Annotated in this window: 20 protein-coding genes; all 20 read left to right on the top strand. The window is 42.0% G+C overall.

The window, feature by feature from the left end:
* Nucleotides 1-98 precede the first annotated feature (98 nt).
* Nucleotides 99-503: a low molecular weight protein arginine phosphatase gene (locus tag NSU19_RS18760; RefSeq protein WP_311067378.1), complete on the top strand. Its 405-nt coding sequence runs from the start codon at nt 99-101 to the stop codon at nt 501-503.
* Between the two features lie 16 nt (nt 504-519).
* Nucleotides 520-1,815, top strand: coding sequence for a methyl-accepting chemotaxis protein (locus tag NSU19_RS18755; protein ID WP_066251307.1), 1,296 nt, complete (start codon nt 520-522; stop codon nt 1,813-1,815).
* 16 nt (nt 1,816-1,831) lie between these two features.
* Complete coding sequence (gene rpiB, locus NSU19_RS18750; RefSeq protein ID WP_063389024.1) at nt 1,832-2,278, top strand: ribose 5-phosphate isomerase B; 447 nt, start codon at nt 1,832-1,834, stop codon at nt 2,276-2,278.
* A 12-nt stretch (nt 2,279-2,290) separates the two neighbouring features.
* Nucleotides 2,291-2,839, top strand: a complete 549-nt coding sequence (locus NSU19_RS18745) for a TIGR01440 family protein (protein WP_063389023.1) — start codon at nt 2,291-2,293, stop codon at nt 2,837-2,839.
* Nucleotides 2,840-3,342: 503 nt separating this feature from the next.
* Entirely contained in the window at nt 3,343-4,584 is a 1,242-nt protein-coding gene (glyA, locus tag NSU19_RS18740; RefSeq protein WP_311066659.1) for a serine hydroxymethyltransferase, read from the top strand.
* A gap of 187 nt (nt 4,585-4,771) precedes the next feature.
* Nucleotides 4,772-5,401, top strand: coding sequence for a uracil phosphoribosyltransferase (upp, locus tag NSU19_RS18735; protein ID WP_063389021.1), 630 nt, complete (start codon nt 4,772-4,774; stop codon nt 5,399-5,401).
* Between the two features lie 276 nt (nt 5,402-5,677).
* Nucleotides 5,678-7,924: a S8 family serine peptidase gene (locus NSU19_RS18730; RefSeq protein ID WP_339198008.1), complete on the top strand. Its 2,247-nt coding sequence runs from the start codon at nt 5,678-5,680 to the stop codon at nt 7,922-7,924.
* Nucleotides 7,925-8,107: 183 nt separating this feature from the next.
* On the top strand, nt 8,108-8,335 hold the full coding sequence (locus tag NSU19_RS18725) for an AtpZ/AtpI family protein (protein WP_066251303.1): 228 nt from the start codon (nt 8,108-8,110) through the stop codon (nt 8,333-8,335).
* Between the two features lie 2 nt (nt 8,336-8,337).
* The gene (locus tag NSU19_RS18720) at nt 8,338-8,721 is read left to right on the top strand and encodes an ATP synthase subunit I (protein WP_063389019.1); all 384 of its coding nucleotides are present in this window, start codon (nt 8,338-8,340) and stop codon (nt 8,719-8,721) included.
* Nucleotides 8,722-8,727: 6 nt separating this feature from the next.
* Nucleotides 8,728-9,438: a F0F1 ATP synthase subunit A gene (gene atpB / locus NSU19_RS18715; protein WP_327873303.1), complete on the top strand. Its 711-nt coding sequence runs from the start codon at nt 8,728-8,730 to the stop codon at nt 9,436-9,438.
* A gap of 69 nt (nt 9,439-9,507) precedes the next feature.
* On the top strand, nt 9,508-9,720 hold the full coding sequence (atpE, locus tag NSU19_RS18710) for a F0F1 ATP synthase subunit C (RefSeq protein WP_063389017.1): 213 nt from the start codon (nt 9,508-9,510) through the stop codon (nt 9,718-9,720).
* Nucleotides 9,721-10,001: 281 nt separating this feature from the next.
* Nucleotides 10,002-10,466 carry a F0F1 ATP synthase subunit B gene (atpF, locus tag NSU19_RS18705; protein WP_339200057.1) on the top strand — a complete coding sequence of 155 codons (465 nt, stop codon included), beginning with the start codon at nt 10,002-10,004 and terminating at the stop codon, nt 10,464-10,466.
* On the top strand, nt 10,463-11,002 hold the full coding sequence (locus tag NSU19_RS18700) for a F0F1 ATP synthase subunit delta (protein ID WP_339198005.1): 540 nt from the start codon (nt 10,463-10,465) through the stop codon (nt 11,000-11,002). Before atpF ends, NSU19_RS18700 begins: the two co-directional genes overlap by 4 nt.
* A gap of 15 nt (nt 11,003-11,017) precedes the next feature.
* Nucleotides 11,018-12,526, top strand: a complete 1,509-nt coding sequence (atpA, locus tag NSU19_RS18695; RefSeq protein WP_063389014.1) for a F0F1 ATP synthase subunit alpha — start codon at nt 11,018-11,020, stop codon at nt 12,524-12,526.
* Between the two features lie 90 nt (nt 12,527-12,616).
* Complete coding sequence (gene atpG, locus NSU19_RS18690) at nt 12,617-13,474, top strand: ATP synthase F1 subunit gamma (RefSeq protein ID WP_066251293.1); 858 nt, start codon at nt 12,617-12,619, stop codon at nt 13,472-13,474.
* 36 nt (nt 13,475-13,510) lie between these two features.
* Entirely contained in the window at nt 13,511-14,929 is a 1,419-nt protein-coding gene (gene atpD, locus NSU19_RS18685) for a F0F1 ATP synthase subunit beta (RefSeq protein ID WP_063389012.1), read from the top strand.
* A gap of 28 nt (nt 14,930-14,957) precedes the next feature.
* A complete protein-coding gene (locus NSU19_RS18680; RefSeq protein ID WP_327848525.1) occupies nt 14,958-15,371 on the top strand; it encodes a F0F1 ATP synthase subunit epsilon in 414 nt (137 codons plus the stop codon).
* Between the two features lie 383 nt (nt 15,372-15,754).
* The gene (locus NSU19_RS18675) at nt 15,755-15,985 is read left to right on the top strand and encodes a DUF1146 family protein (protein WP_063389010.1); all 231 of its coding nucleotides are present in this window, start codon (nt 15,755-15,757) and stop codon (nt 15,983-15,985) included.
* Nucleotides 15,986-16,097: 112 nt separating this feature from the next.
* Complete coding sequence (locus NSU19_RS18670; RefSeq protein WP_339198002.1) at nt 16,098-16,832, top strand: YwmB family TATA-box binding protein; 735 nt, start codon at nt 16,098-16,100, stop codon at nt 16,830-16,832.
* A 32-nt stretch (nt 16,833-16,864) separates the two neighbouring features.
* Nucleotides 16,865-18,178: a UDP-N-acetylglucosamine 1-carboxyvinyltransferase gene (gene murA, locus NSU19_RS18665; protein WP_311066654.1), complete on the top strand. Its 1,314-nt coding sequence runs from the start codon at nt 16,865-16,867 to the stop codon at nt 18,176-18,178.
* Nucleotides 18,179-18,239 lie beyond the last annotated feature (61 nt).

The following is an 18,239-nucleotide window of genomic DNA, read 5'->3' as shown; positions in this document are numbered from 1 at the left end:
ATTATAATGAAGGTAACATCAAAAGGGAGAGATAGAAGGGAGAAAACCTTGTGACAAATATTTTATTCGTTTGCACCGGAAATACATGTCGAAGCCCGATGGCGGAGGCTATTTTTAAGCATTTGCAAAAAAACGGCGGATTTAACGTTCGTTCAGCAGGCGTGTTTGCATTGGATGGGCAGAAAATTTCAGAAAATGCAAAAAAAGTGCTGGAGGAAAAGGGAATACATGTTGAGCACAGTGCTTCAAAACTTACGGAAGAACATATCGATTGGGCAACATATGTATTTACGATGACTAAAGATCATAAAAACATATTATGCCAATTTTTTCCTAAAGCAGCCGAAAAAACATTTACGGTAAGCGAGTTCGTTGTTGGAAAAGATGGGGAGATACGTGATATTACTGATCCGTTTGGCAGTTCCGTGGAAAAGTACAGAAAAACAAGGGAAGAGCTGGAGCAATTGCTTCAAAAGCTTATTTCAAAATTAGAAACAAATTAGCAGGCAGGTGGACTCTGTGAAAAACAAGAATCGATACAAATTCAGCATCCGTTTAAAAATCGTCATTTTTATTACGATTGTTGCTCTTATTACATATTCAACAAGCGGATTTTTCATTTATGTTGTATACGAGTATGTGAAACAATATATTGACCGAACATCTTTTACCATTTTGACGTTGACTCTTGGAATCATATGGTCAGGGATTTTAACAGCTATTGCAGCTGGATTTCTTATTTCTCCGCTAAAGCGGCTTGAAAAGGCTGCTCTTATAGCGGCCGATGGCGATATTTCCGTAAATGTTCCTGACATCAAATCAGATGATGAAATTCGGTCCTTGAGCAGAGCCTTTAATGAAATGCTTTCCAATTTAAGACATATGGTGAAAAACATTGAAATAAATTTTGAGCAAACAAATGAGCAGGTGAAACAAATACATGCTGCAACAGAACAGGCAACAAGACAAGCTGAAAGCATTTCATATACGATTAAGGAAATTTCAACAGGAGCCGACCAATCGGCGGCTGCTATTCAGGAAACAGCAGAAGCGGTGGAAGATACGGTAGAGCTTGCTAGTCAGGTAAAAGAAAAAGCAAAAGTATCCGAAAAAATGGCGAATGAAATGGTTCAATCACTTGACCAAAGCAAAAAGATATTTCAATCTTTAATTAAAGGGATTCAATCGTTGGCCGAAAAAAACGAGCAATCTATTTTGGCGGTACAGCGTCTTGAAGAAAATGCCAAAAAGGTGGAGACTATTGTATCCCTTGTCGGCGATATTGCCGATCAAACAAACCTGCTGGCGCTGAACGCGTCAATTGAAGCGGCAAGAGCAGGTGAACACGGCAGAGGGTTTGCTGTCGTTGCGGAAGAAGTTCGAAAGCTTGCTGACCAAAGCGCCAAAGCTGTTCAAGGAATTTCCGAGCTGATCTCTAACATTCAAAAAGAAGTAAGCAATGTTGTTGAACAGATTGGAGATCAAGTGAAAACAGCTCGACAAGAAGCGCAAAGAGGGAAAGAAACAGAGAAAATTCTTGTCGAGATGTCGAAATCGATTTTGCATGTTGCCGAAGCGGTTAAGGTGATCAGCGAGCTGATGGACGAACAGCAAAAAAGCATTCAACAAACAGGAGCGCAATCCGAAGAAGTGGCAGCGATTGCCGAAGAGACATCTGCTGGTGCACAGGAAGTGGCCTCATCTGTACAAGAACAAGCTGATAATATTTCTAACATTAATCAATTAACGAGAGAGCTTGAAGCAAGCGCTCAGCAGCTAAAGAAAGTAATCGATCGATTTACTTATGAAAAATAAAAAGGAGGAGCATCTAGTGAAAGTCATAATTGCCTCAGATCACGGAGGGGTCAACATACGTGAAGAAATCAAAAAATTGCTTGACGAGATGAATATCGAATACGAAGATATTGGCTGCGACTGTGGGACATCAGTTGATTATCCTGATTACGCATTGCCGGCAGCTGAACGAGTCGCGAAAGGCGAATTTGACCGCGGTATTTTAATTTGCGGAACAGGGATCGGAATGTCAATAGCGGCCAATAAAGTAAAAGGTATTCGCTGCGCCCTTGTACATGATGTGTTTAGCGCAAAAGCAACCCGGGAGCATAACGACAGCAACATGCTTGCAATGGGTGAACGTGTCATCGGGCCGGGACTTGCCCGCGAAATTGTGAAAACGTGGCTAACAACTGAATATGTGGGAGGCAGGCATGCGAATAGAATAGAAAAAATTTCAAAATATGAAGAAACCCATTTATAAGGTGATGATCGAATGCCGGAATTGCAAGAATACCGGGAACAGCTTTTAACAGTGCTGGCCGATTTTAAAGAAAAAGCACCAATTCAAAAAGGGCAGCTGATTGTCATAGGGTGCTCAACGAGCGAAGTAATCGGAGAAAAAATCGGCACTGCCGGAAATACGGATGTTGCCGAAATGATATTTTCTGCATTATCGGAATTTCAAAAAGAAACAGGTGTAGAGCTCGCTTTTCAATGCTGCGAGCATTTGAATCGCGCTCTTGTCGTTGAACGGGAAACAGCAGAAAAGCGCAATTACGAAATCGTTTCTGTCATCCCAATCCCGAAAGCAGGCGGTTCCATGGCAGCGTTTGCTTATGAGCATATGAGGGATCCGGTTGTTGTTGAATTTATTAAGGCAGATGCAGGCATTGACATCGGAGATACACTTATTGGCATGCATTTAAAGCATGTTGCTGTCCCTGTTAGAAGTTCGGTCAAGCAAGTCGGACAAGCCCATGTAAACTTAGCTTTTAGCCGGCCGAAGCTTATCGGCGGTGCGCGGGCAGTTTATACAAAATAAACATTCGAATATTAGCAGTGCGAACTTACGTCATGGTTTGTGCTGCTATTTTTTATAAAAGAAGTGGAGCGGAACGAAAAAAAACATGCACATCATTTCTTTGAAGTATCGGGGCCCCTCCATCTTTAGAAATTGTAAGCAAAAGTCGTATCAAACTTTGATGCGATTTTGTTTAGTGAAAATACAGGTTGCCGATCATTTCCTGCTTGACGACTCTGTGCATTGAGCTAGGTATAGAAGCTCCGTTGGTCGAGTTGTACAAGACATGATTCATTTTACAAACTGATAGTTTAAGTATACAGGCAGAATCGAGGTTTTAAGAAATTCCGAATTAAAAACTATTCATGCCAAAAAAAAGTTTGGGAAGAATACGCTTACATAAAAGAAAAGGGTTGCCAAAGGATGATCAATACGGTTATTCTGATTAATAAGTAGATCGGCATGACGATTTTGTCGCTCGCCTGTGCCGTTCAATCGATGAAAGACTAGAGGGGGAACATTTCATGAAATATATTCAACAACAGGATCCTGAAGTATATGAAGCGATACAGAACGAATTAAAGCGCCAGCGTACGAAAATCGAATTGATTGCGTCAGAAAATTTTGTCAGTGAAGCGGTAATGGAGGCCCAAGGTTCTGTATTAACAAATAAATATGCAGAAGGTTATCCGGGACGTCGCTACTATGGAGGATGCGAATATGTTGACGTTGCGGAAGATTTAGCTCGCGAACGGGCGAAAAAAATTTTTGGAGCTGAGCATGCAAACGTTCAGCCGCATTCCGGTTCTCAAGCCAATATGGCTGTTTACTATGCTGTCTTAAATCATGGGGACACTGTTCTCGGAATGAATTTGTCTCACGGCGGCCATTTAACGCATGGAAGTCCGGTAAACTTCAGCGGAATGCAATTTAATTTTGTTGAATACGGTGTTGATCCTAACACTCATCTTATCGATTATGATGATGTTCGAGCTAAAGCTCTTGAGCATAAACCGAAAATCATTGTTGCTGGTGCCAGCGCTTATCCTCGTGAAATTGATTTTAAAAAGTTTCGGGAAATCGCTGATGAAGTGGGAGCTTACTTAATGGTTGACATGGCTCATATTGCCGGCCTTGTTGCTGCAGGTCTTCATCAAAATCCTGTGCCGTACTCCCATTTTGTAACAACTACGACGCATAAAACACTTCGCGGTCCAAGAGGCGGAATGATTTTATGCAAAGAAGAATTTGCAAAACAAATTGATAAAATCATTTTCCCAGGCATTCAAGGCGGTCCGTTAATGCATGTTATTGCAGCAAAAGCGGTAGCATTGGGAGAAGTTTTACAAGAAGAATTTAAAACATATGCGCAAAACATTATCAACAATGCGAAGCGGCTGGCAGAAAAATTAAAAGAAGAAGGACTGACTTTAGTATCTGGAGGAACAGATAACCATTTGATTTTAGTTGATGTCCGCAACCTGCAATTAACAGGAAAAGTTGCTGAACATGTTTTGGACGAAATCGGCATTACTGTGAATAAAAACGCGATTCCATACGATCCTGAATCGCCTTTTGTTACAAGCGGAATCCGTATTGGAACGGCAGCTGTCACAAGCCGCGGTTTTGGTTTGGAAGAAATGGATGAAATCGGATCGATTATTGCATTTGCATTGAAATTCCATCAAGACGAAGTTAAATTGGAAGAAGCGAGAAAACGGGTGCAAGCTTTAACAGAAAAATTCCCGCTCTACCCAAATTATTGAGGAAATATTGAGTGTTCGAAGCCACATGCTTCGGACGCTTTTTTTTATTTTAATTTTCTGCCTCTTAAAACTATTTAAAATGGATTTCATCGTTTGGAATGTTGTCGAAAAAGGTTGATGAAAATGTTGAAACTCAAAAATTTTTTCTGTAAAATCTATTGAGGCAAAAGAAAAGGAGATGTGAAACTTGGGCAAAGTGTTTGTATTTGATCACCCGTTAATTCAGCATAAGCTATCCTATATTCGCGATAAAAAAACCGGAACAAAAGAATTTCGAGAGCTTGTGGATGAGATTGCTACATTAATGGCGTTTGAGATAACACGAGATCTTCCGCTGGAGGAAGTGGAAGTAGAAACCCCGGTAGGAGTAGCGAAAACAAAAATCTTGTCAGGAAAAAAACTTGGGGTTATTCCCATTTTACGTGCGGGGCTAGGAATGGTTGACGGCATTTTGAAACTGATTCCTGCCGCAAAAGTCGGCCATATCGGGTTATATCGGGATCCGAAAACATTAAAGCCTGTAGAATACTATGTAAAACTTCCTTCTGATGTGGAAGAGCGGGATTTCATCGTTGTTGACCCAATGCTGGCTACCGGCGGTTCAGCAGTTGAAGCAATAGAGTGTCTAAAAAAACGCGGTGCAAAAAATATCCGTTTCATGTGTCTAGTAGCTGCTCCTGAAGGGGTAAAAGCAATGGAAGAAGCTCATCCAGATGTCGATATTTACATTGCCGCACTTGATGAGAAATTAAACGACCATGGCTATATCGTACCAGGTTTAGGAGATGCAGGAGACCGTTTATTTGGTACAAAATAACAGGAGAGGGCGAAGTGAAGTGCCCTCTCTTTCTTTTTTGTATAGTATGAAAAATTCATTAATATAAGGAGCTGTCCAGAAAGTCAAATCCCCATTTGAAAACACAAAATCATAAACATCGATATATCAACGTTTCTGAAACATTAATAGGCGTCAATAAGCCGTAAAAACGACTTATTAAACAGCTCCATCAATTTCTCACTTTTCCCTTAAAACGACTTTTTTCATGCAATAAACTGATGTTCATAGCGAACAATAAGTGCTGAGGTGATAGAAATGGGAAACCCTTCAGTGCGAATTTGTTTGCTTTTTTTCTTCATTTTCCACGTTTTTGATATAACTGCTTTTGCAAAGACCTTCCCCGAACATCCACAAATCCCTGAAGAGAATGCTGATGAACAAGTCACAATGATCATTGTTTTGTCAGATCAGAACCTTTCAAAAATAAAAGAGTTGATTCAAAAAAAATATCCGGAAATAAACATTTGCTGGGAATATAAAAAAACGTTTACCGGATTTTCAGTAAAAGGGAAAAAAAGAGATCTAGATCAGCTAGTAAAAGAGCCTTACATTGAACATGCAGAGCCTGTAACGACTTTTCAAGCAACGGTTGAAGAAAGTGTTCCTTTTATAGGCGGCATCGATGCACGCGGCTATTTTGACGCGAAGGATGAAAGATTGACAGGAAAAGGAGTGAAAGTAGCTGTTATAGATACGGGGATCGACTACAACCACCGAGATTTACAAAAAAATTATCAAGGCGGATTTGATTTTGTAGATCAAGACAAAGACCCAATGGAAACAGTCGCGAAAGACAATTCGAGGACAATTCACGGCACTCACGTAGCAGGAATTATAGCGGCAAATGGAAAATTGAAAGGGGTTGCTCCGGAAGCCTCCATCATTGCCTATAGAGCGCTTGGCCCTCATGGGTACGGGACGACAGACCAAGTTATTGCAGCGATTGAAAAATCGATTGAGGATCAGGTAGATATCGTAAATCTTTCTCTTGGCAATGATGTGAACGGCCCGGATTATCCGACAAGCCTGGCGTTAAACCGAGCCGTTGAAGAGGGGATAACTGCAGTTGTATCAAGCGGAAACTCTGGTCCTAACATTTGGACCGTCGGTTCGCCTGGCACTGCAAGCAAAGCAATTTCCGTCGGCGCATCGACACCGCCGCTTGACGTAAAGTATTTAACCCTTTCAGGATTTCAAAAGAAAATACCAGCTGAATCTTTGTTCAATTCTGCCCCTTGGACAACAATTAGAGGACGGATAGAATATGCAGGTTTAGGTGAAAAAAAAGACTTTAAACCTTCTGTTAAAGGAAAAATAGCCTTGGTGAAGCGCGGGGAAATCACGTTTGCCGAAAAAGCGAAAAATGCAAAATCAGCCGGAGCCCAAGCGTTGATTATTTACAACAATATGAAAGGGAGATTTACCGGCAATTTAGAAGAAAAAATTGACCTTCCTGTTGTGTCCATCTCAAAGGAAGATGGCGAATGGCTGCGCAAACTATTGAACGAAAAATCGTTCATAAAAACAATCATTCGGACAGAACAAGATCGCCTCGCACCCTTTTCATCAAAAGGACCGGTAACAGTCACATGGGAAGTGAAGCCCGATCTTGTCGCGCCTGGTGTAGGCATTGACAGCACAATACCTAAAGGGTATATGGCTCTTCAAGGAACAAGCATGGCTGCTCCGCATATAGCAGGCGCAGCGGCACTGATCAAACAAAAGCATCCAGATTGGTTACCGGAACAAATAAAAGCAGCTATGATGAATACTGCTAAACCGCTTTATAATCAAAATGGAAGGCTGTACAAGGTGTTTGAGCAGGGGGCGGGAAGAATCGATATTTTATCAGCTGTTCAGACAAGAGCTCTCATTTATCCGGCATCTCTATCATTCGGTCAATTTCACAAAAATATCGGCAGGAAAAAGAAAGAGATCACGTTAACTCTTGAAAATCTCTCCGATCAAGAAAAAACGTTTGTTTTTTCGAAACCGCATTATCAAAAAGGGGTTCAATGGCAGCTCCCTCTTTCCGTGAAGGTTCCTGCTAACGGGAAAAGAGAAGTATCCGTCTCGATTGATGTTGCACCGAAATCATTGAGGGAAGGATTGTATGACGGGACTCTTCTTGTGACGGGCGGCAGCCAGACAATCCGCCTTCCATATTTATTCGTTGTTGGCGAACAGAGTTATCCAAAAATCATGGGATTTGAATTTGGTCTTGCCGATCAAGGGAATATGTACCATTATGAACTTTATTTGCCGCAAGGGGCGGATGAATTCGGGATTGCCTTGTATGATCCGGATACTTTAACATTCAAAGGGTTTTTAGACTGGCAAAGAAATATCCCGGGAGGTTTGTTGAAAAGAGATATTTCCGGGCAATTTAAGGACATTCCAAACGGCGTTTACAAAGCGCTCATTTTTGCAAAAAAAGACGGGGAAGAAAGCAGCTATGAAACGACAATCATTTTAGATAAAAAAATATTAAAAAGTCAATAGAAACAGCAAAAATATTTGTGAACAAATTGTGATATTCTTAACAAATAGCTCAACTTTTGAAGTGAAACAGATTGACATTGAATGGTGCCTATTGTATGCTAAACGGGGTGGGATGATAAGGTTTTCAACAGCCTTTTGATATAATAAAAAATAAGGTAATTTTATATTGTGAGGACATACCCAATGCGGCAAAAAGAGCACCATCCGCTCCGAGCATACGCTTTAATGACCGCCATTCTTTCCTATTTGGCAGGATCAGTGCTCGTTGGGGTTTTTGCAGGAAGATGGCTTGATCGACAGTTGCATACAGAACCCGTTTTTTTGATCATTGGTCTTCTAATTGGACTGGCTGCGGGAATAGTTGCGATGCTGAGATTAGTCCAACATTTTTTTCAGGAGAATGAACGGTAACTATGGATCGTATTGAAAAATTGTTTGTGCGCAGCAAAAAATATTTGCTGTTTTTGCTTGCCATCTATGTGTTAGCGTGGGGGTTTACTCCTTATCAAGATATTTTCCTCGGTCTTGCCCTTGGTACAAGCTTTAGCCTCTATAATTTATGGATACTAGTGCGTAAATCAAAGCAAATACAGCAAGCAATTGAAGAAGGCCGTACAGCACGTTCGCTTGGAACGGTTTCAAGGATGGCAGCCGCAGGATTAGCGGTATTAATCGCACTTAAATTCCCTGAACATTTCCATTTAATTAGCGTGGTTATTGGTTTAATGACAATCTATATTGTCATTATGATAGATTCTATTCTATACATTTGCGGACAAGCTTGGGAAGAGAGGTGAATTTTGTTGGGTCACGAAGCGCCGATAGTAAAATTATTAGGGCTTGAATTTAATTTGTCCAATATTTTAATGATTCTTGTATCTAGCGCAATTGTATTTATCATCGCTGTATTGTCGACCCGCTCTTTGGCAATGAAGCCAACGGGTATGCAAAACTTTTTGGAATGGGTCATGGATTTTGTGAAAAACATTATTAACAGCACGATGGACTGGCAGACAGGAGGCCGATTCCTTACTTTAGGAATGACGCTCATCATGTACATTTTTGTTTCCAATATGCTTGGTCTACCATTCGCTATCGTTGTTGACCATGAGCTTTGGTGGAAATCGCCTACGGCTGATCCTACCATAACGCTGACACTGGCCATTTTAGTCGTCGGTTTATCGCATTATTACGGGATTAAATTAAAAGGCTTTTCCGCCTATGGAAGCGACTTTTTCAAGCCACTGCCGTTTTTGTTCCCGCTTAAAATTATTGAAGAGTTTGCAAACACGTTGACGCTCGGTCTTCGTCTTTACGGTAACATCTATGCTGGGGAAATTTTGCTAGGTCTGCTTGTCAGCTTGGCAACTAGCGGAGCATTCGGCTTCATCGGGGCAATTATTCCGATGATGGCGTGGCAGGCATTCAGTATTTTTGTAGGTGCAATCCAAGCTTTTATCTTTACAATGTTGACAATGGTTTATATGGCGCATAAAGTTAGCCATGACCATTAAAAATAAATGACTTCATCATAATTTTTGTGTAAAAAATTATTTTTAAACAAATAAAGGAGGACTTTATTCATGAATTTATTAGCAGCTGCAATTGCAATTGGTTTAGCGGCACTTGGTGCTGGTATTGGTAACGGACTTATCGTATCTCGTACAGTAGAAGGTATTGCTCGTCAACCTGAGGCGCGCGGTATGCTTCAAACTACTATGTTTATCGGGGTTGCGTTGGTTGAGGCGATTCCGATTATCGCGGTTGTTATTGCATTTATGGCTTTTGGTGCGTAATTCAAAAATTTCAAAAGAGCCTTGCCTAGATTGGTGTTGGAAAAAGGCTTTTTAGAAGTGCATGCAATCAATTTGCGTGAAGTCCGAATCGAAAGGACAGCAAGTGAAAAAGAGGAAATGGCGAAGTTATTTAAGCATCTTCGCCATTCCTTTATGTTGTGAATGGTAACAGAGTCCCAATATAGCCGGTAGTTGGAAAACGGAAGTTTTGAAGGGAGTGAAACGAAGCCGTGTTAACAGTTGAATTTGCCCTCGGAGCTGGAGGCTTCGCAGCAGGAGATATGCTCGTTCAGCTCGTTGTATTTTTAGTTTTGTTAGCATTGCTCAAAAAATATGCTTTTGGTCCGCTTATGGGCATTATGAAACAGAGGGAAGAATTTATTGCAAATGAAATAAATGCTGCGGAAGAAAAGCATGAGGAAGCCAAAAAGCTTGCCGAAGAGCAGCGTGAGCTATTAAAGCAGGCCCGCATCGAAGCACAGGAGCTTGTTGAAAATGCGAAAAAACTTGGCGAACAGCAAAAAGAAGATATTATTCAAGCGGCTCGTGCGGAGGCAGAAAGACTGAAAGAAGCAGCCAAAAAAGAAATCGAACACGAAAAAGAGCAAGCTGTTGCTGAATTACGTAATCAAGTGGCATCATTATCCGTTCTTATTGCTTCCAAAGTGATTGAAAAAGAATTGAATGAAGCTGAGCAAGAGAAGCTGATCAATGATTATATTAAAGAGGTAGGAGAACAATTATGATTGGCGGAGTGGCAAAGCGCTATGCGTCAGCTCTTTTTCAAATTGCAAAGGAAAAAAATCAAGTGAAGCAGTTTGAAGAAGAATTGCGAATTGTAAAGCAAGTGTTTGTTGAAAATCAAAAAATGCTGCAAATTTTAGAGCATCCGAAGGTGTTGCTCGAAAACAAAAAATCATTAGTCAATGAAGCGTTTTCTTCATTGAGTGCTGAAATTATCAATACTCTTCTTCTGCTTATCGATCGCCATCGCATCCGCTTAGTTCCCGAACTTGTAGATAACTTTGTGGAGCTTGCAAATGAAGAACAGCAAACAGCAGAAGCAACGGTTTACTCCGTCCGTCCGTTGAAAGATGAAGAAAAGCAGGCTCTTTCAGAAGTATTTGCGCAAAAGGTCGGAAAAAAATCGCTTAAGATCACAAACATCATTGATCAGAACTTAATTGGCGGACTGAAACTTCAAATCGGCAATCGTATTTTTGACGGTAGCATCAAGAGTAAGCTCGAACGCATCGGGCGGAATTTAGCGAAAAGTTCGTAGATAGGGGTGAAACTCATGAGCATCAAAGCTGAAGAAATTAGTGCACTGATAAAAAAGCAAATTGAAAACTATCAGTCTGAAATAGAAGTTAGCGATGTCGGCACAGTTATTCAAGTAGGTGACGGGATCGCACGTGCTCATGGCCTCGACAATGTCATGGCCGGTGAGCTTGTCGAATTTTCAAACGGCGTTATGGGATTAGCCCAAAACCTTGAAGAAAATAACGTCGGTATTGTTATTTTAGGCCCTTTTAAAGACATTCGTGAAGGCGATGAAGTGAGAAGAACAGGACGGATTATGGAAGTTCCTGTTGGAGAAGAGCTGATCGGCCGCGTTGTAAATCCGCTTGGACAACCAGTGGACGGGTTAGGCCCGATTGAAACAACAAAAACACGTCCGATTGAAAGCCCTGCCCCAGGCGTCATGGACCGGAAATCTGTTCATGAACCGCTGCAAACGGGTATTAAAGCGATCGACGCTCTTATCCCAATTGGCCGCGGACAACGCGAGCTCATCATCGGTGACCGTCAAACAGGTAAAACACAAATTGCGATCGACACAATCATTAACCAAAAAGAAGAAAACATGATTTGTATTTATGTTGCGATCGGACAAAAAGAATCAACAGTTCGAAATGTTGTTGAAACACTCCGTAAACACGGTGCATTAGATTATACGATCGTTGTAACGGCATCTGCGTCTCAGCCGGCTCCATTGCTGTATTTGGCTCCATACGCTGGTGTATCTATGGGCGAATATTTTATGTACCAAGGAAAACACGTCCTTATCGTATATGATGATCTTTCAAAGCAAGCTGCCGCTTACCGTGAGCTTTCTCTATTACTACGCCGTCCACCTGGACGTGAAGCGTTCCCTGGGGATGTCTTTTACTTGCACTCCCGTCTATTGGAACGCGCAGCAAAACTTAGCGATGCAAAAGGCGGCGGGTCTTTGACGGCATTGCCGTTTGTTGAAACACAGGCTGGCGACATTTCAGCTTACATTCCTACGAACGTAATTTCCATTACAGACGGGCAAATTTTCTTGCAATCTGACCTATTTTTCTCAGGTGTGCGCCCTGCGGTAAACGCCGGATTGTCCGTTTCCCGCGTCGGCGGTGCAGCGCAAATCAAAGCGATGAAAAAAGTTTCGGGTACGCTTCGGCTAGACCTTGCAGCATACAGAGAGCTTGAAGCATTCGCTCAATTCGGTTCAGATCTAGATAAGGCAACTCAGGCGAAGTTAAACCGCGGTATGCGCACAGTTGAAGTATTGAAGCAAGGCATTAATAAGCCGATCCCAGTTGAAAAACAAGTCATGATCCTTTACACCTTAACAAAAGGATTTTTAGATGATATTCCTGTTGAGGATATTCGCCGCTTTGAAGAAGAATTTTATGCTTATTTAGATCAAAATGAAAAAGAGCTTCTTGAAGAAATCCGTTCGACAGGAAATCTGCCTGAAGACGAGAAAATGGAAAAAGCCATCAAAGGATTCAAAAAAACTTTTGCAGTTTCTGAATAAAGAACGATAAGGCTGTGAAAATACGGGGATTCTTTTCACAGCCGTTTTCAAAACATGATCGGCTATTTTTCAAAAAGGTGGTGAGAACCTTTGGCATCGTTGCGCGATATTAAAACACGCATCAATTCGACGAAGAAGACAAGCCAAATTACAAAGGCGATGGAGATGGTTTCAGCTTCGAAGCTGAATCGGGCGGAAACCAGCGCCAAGTCATTTGTGCCTTACATGGAGAAAATTCAAGAAGTTGTGGCAAACATCGCCCTTGGGAGTACGGACGTTAGCCACCCGATGCTTGAAAAGCGTCCGGTCAAAAAGACAGGATACGTTGTTATTACATCGGATCGAGGGCTTGCCGGTGCGTTTAACAGCAACGTGCTGCGCGCCGTTTATCAAACGATTCAAGAACGGCATCGTTCGACGGATGAATATGCCGTGATTGCCATCGGAAAAGTCGGCCGCGATTTTTTCAAAAAACGCGGTATGCCTGTCGTTGAAGAAATTGTCGGATTAGGCGATGATATAAGCTTTTCGGATATTAAAGAAATTGCTTCCAATACAGTCAAGCTGTTCGAGGATGGAAAAGTAGATGAAATTTATATGTTCTACAACCATTATGTCAGCGCCATCCAGCAGGAAGTAACGGAGAAAAAGCTGCTGCCGCTTTCGGACATCGCTGCGAATAAAAAAATGACGTCTTATGAATTTGAACCGTCTCAGGAAGACATTTTGGCAGTGCTTTTGCCGCAATATGCTGAAAGTTTAATTTACGGCGCCTTGCTTGACAGCAAAGCAAGCGAACATGCTGCGAGAATGACGGCAATGAAGAATGCAACAGACAACGCAAAAGAACTGATCAATACGCTGACTCTTTCCTACAACAGAGCTCGTCAGGCAGCGATTACACAAGAAATTACAGAAATTGTTGGCGGGGCATCAGCGCTTGAATAGATCACTGAAACAGTACGTTAGGAGGGAAACAGGAACATGAAAGGACGCGTAGTTCAAGTAATGGGTCCGGTAGTGGACGTAAAGTTTGAAAGCGGACATTTGCCGGAAATTTATAACGCCCTAAAAATTTCACATAAAGCGCGCAATGAAAATGAGGTAGACATTGATTTGACGTTGGAAGTAGCGCTTCATTTAGGGGATGACACCGTTCGGACAATCGCTATGGCTTCAACGGACGGCGTAACGCGCGGAATGGAAGTCGAAGACTTAGGCGCTCCAATCTCCGTGCCAGTTGGAGATGTCACATTAGGACGGGTATTCAATGTGTTAGGGGACCATATTGACCTCGGAGACCCAATTCCAGCGGAAGCGCGCCGGGATCCAATTCACAAGCCTGCTCCGAAATTTGAACAGCTGTCAACACAAGTTGAAATTTTGGAAACAGGAATTAAAGTTGTTGACTTGCTTGCTCCATATATTAAAGGTGGAAAAATCGGCTTGTTCGGCGGTGCAGGAGTTGGAAAAACGGTTTTAATCCAAGAGCTGATCAATAACATTGCACAAGAGCACGGCGGTATTTCCGTATTTGCTGGAGTTGGGGAGCGTACTCGTGAAGGAAACGACCTATACTTTGAAATGAAAGACTCCGGCGTTATCAGCAAAACAGCAATGGTGTTCGGACAAATGAACGAGCCGCCTGGAGCGCGTATGCGCGTTGCATTAACAGGTCTGACAATGGCTGAATATTTCCGTGATGAGCAAGGGCAAGACGTTCTCTTCTTCATCGACAACATCTTCCGCTTTACACAAGCTGGTTCCGAAGTATCTGCGTTGCTTGGACGTATGCCTTCTGCTGTTGGATACCAACCGACGCTTGCGACAGAAATGGGACAATTGCAGGAGCGGATTACATCAACAAACGTAGGTTCTGTTACATCGATTCAGGCGATTTACGTGCCTGCTGACGACTATACAGACCCTGCTCCGGCTACAACATTCGCACACTTAGATGCGACAACAAACCTTGACCGTAAGCTATCAGAGATGGGTATTTATCCAGCGGTGGATCCACTTGCTTCAACGTCACGTGCATTGGCTCCGGAAATCGTCGGTGAAGAGCATTACAACGTTGCCCGCCAAGTTCAGGCAACATTGCAAAGATATAGAGAGTTGCAAGATATTATTGCAATCCTTGGTATGGACGAGCTTTCAGATGAAGATAAGCTTGTTGTACATCGTGCTAGAAGAATCCAATTTTTCTTATCACAAAACTTCCACGTTGCAGAGCAGTTTACAGGACAGCCTGGTTCATATGTGCCTGTAAAAGAGACTGTACGTGGATTTAAAGAAATTCTTGAAGGTAAGTACGACCACATTCCTGAAGATGCGTTCCGCTTAGTGGGCACAATTGAAGATGTCCTTGAAAGAGCGAAGCAAATGGGCGTTGAAGTATAATATTTTGGGACCCTAGGAGGAACTGAATATGAAGACCGTACAAGTCAGTGTCGTCACTCCCGATGGCCCAGTTTATGATGCGGATATAGAATTGGTCAGCGCCAAAGCTCAAAGCGGCGAGCTTGGAATTTTGCCTGGTCATATTCCAATGGTTGCGCCGCTTGCAATTGGCGCAGTTCGGCTGAAAAAAGGAAATAATACAGAACTCGTGGCTGTCAGCGGAGGTTTTTTGGAAGTTCGCCCTGATAAAGTCACGATCTTGGCACAAGCAGCTGAAAGAGCTGAAGATATCGATGTTGCCCGCGCGGAAGCTGCAAAGAAACGTGCTGAGGAACGCTTGCAGCGCAAAGGCCAAGGGCAGGAAGACATAGATATTAAACGTGCTGAGCTGGCGCTGCAACGTGCCATCAATCGTATTAACGTGGCGAAAAAGAACTTTTAATTTCTCATTTAAGACGTCCCGGCGCTTAAGTTCGGGTCGTCTTTTTTGAAAAAACTAAGAAATCATGATCATGGCTATTTTGCAATGTTGGCTCTAGCCTGGATGCAAAAAATCGGCAACTTACTTTTATTGACAGCAAAAAATGGACAACATGTAATCGCATCATTCAACTCTAAAACTGCAAATCCAAAAATAACGAATTGACCTCCTATCTACATTCCACATCAATGAATGCTTCATTTATAAGAAATAACAACATGAAAAAACTGCCTAACCATTGTTTTCACAAAATCAAATAAAAAGTGTGCATGAATAGGAAAGATTTTTATATAATAAAGTGGGTTTGTGAAACAAGAAAGGAAGATTTCGGAAGGAGGAGTAATGTGACGGGGCTAGGCCAGCAGGCGCTCATTAGCATCATAGTAAATTTAGTATTTATTTTTCTAACTTGGCGGGCTTTACAGGCTCTTCAAATTGAAAAAATCATTCGTAAAGGAAGAGTTGTCGAGACAAGGCTTTTGCTCATTTTATTGACCATCGCCATTGCGTCATCTGTGAGCAATTTTTTCTTGAACTATTTTTTTTGGTCACAGCAGCTGCAATATCTTTTTTAAACATGTCGAGGAACAATGAATACATAAAGGCTGTTGTCTAATCTTGACGACTTTTTCCACGTATGCCAAAACCCTTTCCGGCAACACTTTTAATAAGGAAAGGGTGATGGCGGTGAAAAATTTATATTTTGTCTTTATTTTCATATTTTTATTCGGTTTTCTTTTGTCAGCTTGGCACACAGAACGAACGAATGCTGAAAGACACGATATTCACGTAGAGGAAATCGTGGAGCAATTTCATCAACAAAACATAGATGTGGCAGAATGGTCAATTTTTGCAAAATTTTCTTTTTCTCAAAAAAGCAAAAAAGTGAAACGAATCTACACACAGTTTCGTCAATTTAATTGGTCTTACTTGGAAAGCGGTAATTTTGAAAAGTGGACCGGCACTTATTACAACAGCGATAAGCAGATCACTGAAACATTGCAAATTATTAAACCTCATGCAAAAGCAAGCCCGAAAATTCAAGTTATATATGAAGCAACAGGGAAACGTTGGAATGGCCGTGCATGGATGAAGCTGGAGCGCTATTTTAACCGTCACATTTTCGACAAAATTCCAGGAAATCCTACATTTTTCACTTGTGTCAAAGGCTATACAGATGATAAGATGAAAGGTGTTTTGTTTTTTGAGGCAAATAACCTTTTAAAAAGGTTTCATGCAAAACCGGTGGAAAGCTTAAACGAGCAACGCTTCGTTTCCATATCCGGTTTTACAAACGATTGGGATCATTCTATTAAAACGAAAAATGGAAAGATGAACATTCAAATTTCGCTCAGAAGTGCAGGAATGGGCGAAAGAACTACTGTAACAGTAGGAACACCTATTATTACAACTGAATATTAATATAGAGAAAATGGGACGCGGAGGGGAATACCTTGGAAAAAATCATCGTCCGCGGCGGTCGAAAGTTAAACGGTACAGTAAAGATCGAAGGAGCCAAAAATGCCGTTTTACCTGTCATCGCTGCATCTTTATTAGCTAGTGAAGGAAAGAGTGAAATTTGTGATGTTCCTAAGCTCTCCGATGTTTACACGATAAACGAAGTTCTCCGCTATCTCGGAGCAGAGGTTCGTTTTGATGGTAATCAAGTAGTTGTCGATGCATGCGGAGAGCTTTTAACGGAAGCGTCATTTGAATATGTTAGAAAAATGCGTGCATCTGTGCTTGTTATGGGACCTCTTCTTGCCCGCAAAGGCCGTGCACGTGTTGCTTTGCCGGGAGGATGTGCCATCGGATCCCGTCCGATTGATCAGCACTTGAAAGGCTTCGAAGCGATGGGTGCAACGATAAAAGTCGGCAACGGCTTTATTGACGCAGAAGTGAATGGCAGACTTCGCGGAGCCAAAATTTATTTGGATTTCCCAAGTGTCGGCGCAACAGAAAACATTATGATGGCAGCCGCACTTGCAGAAGGAACAACTGTAATCGAAAACTGTGCAAAGGAGCCTGAAATTGTCGACCTTGCGAATTTTATAAACAAAATGGGCGGAAATGTCCGCGGCGCAGGCACTGGTACTATCAGAATTGAAGGTGTAGATTCCTTGCACGGTGCAAAGCATTTAATTATTCCAGATCGTATTGAAGCAGGAACATTTATGGTTGCTGCTGCCATTACGAAAGGGAATGTCCTTGTAAAAGGAGCAGTTCCGGAGCATTTGACATCATTAATTGCGAAAATGGAAGAAATGGGCGTAACCATTATCGAGGAAGAAGAAGGCATTCGTGTCATTGGTCCGGAAACATTGAAGGCAGTGGATATTAAAACAATGCCTCATCCAGGTTTTCCTACTGACATGCAGTCTCAGATGATGGCCCTGCTGCTTCAGGCAAACGGAACTAGCGTAATTACCGAAACGGTATTTGAAAACCGCTTTATGCATGTAGAAGAATTTCGTCGTATGAACGGAGATATTAAAATCGAAGGCCGCTCTTGTATTATCAATGGTCCTGTAAAGCTTCAAGGTGCAGAAGTAACGGCAACCGATTTAAGAGCGGCAGCTGCATTAATTTTAGCTGGGCTTGCTGCAGAAGGGTATACACGGGTTACGGAGCTGAAGCATTTAGATCGCGGCTACGTCCGTTTTCATGAGAAGTTAAAAGAGCTTGGCGCAGATATTGAACGCGTCAATGATGAAGCAGACATCCCGGCAATTGAACAACAAGCCGTTGCAACGAATTTAAATGTATAATTTCACAAAAGAAGCTAGCCTCTTTTAGGAGATGCTAGCTTCTTTTTCGTATTACCCGCTT

The sequence above is a fragment of the Aeribacillus sp. FSL k6-2211 genome (assembly GCF_037966125.1).
Lineage (GTDB): Bacteria > Bacillota > Bacilli > Bacillales > Aeribacillaceae > Aeribacillus > Aeribacillus composti.
Note: the sequence above shows the minus strand (reverse complement) of the source record. Positions and strands in the feature narration are given on the sequence as shown.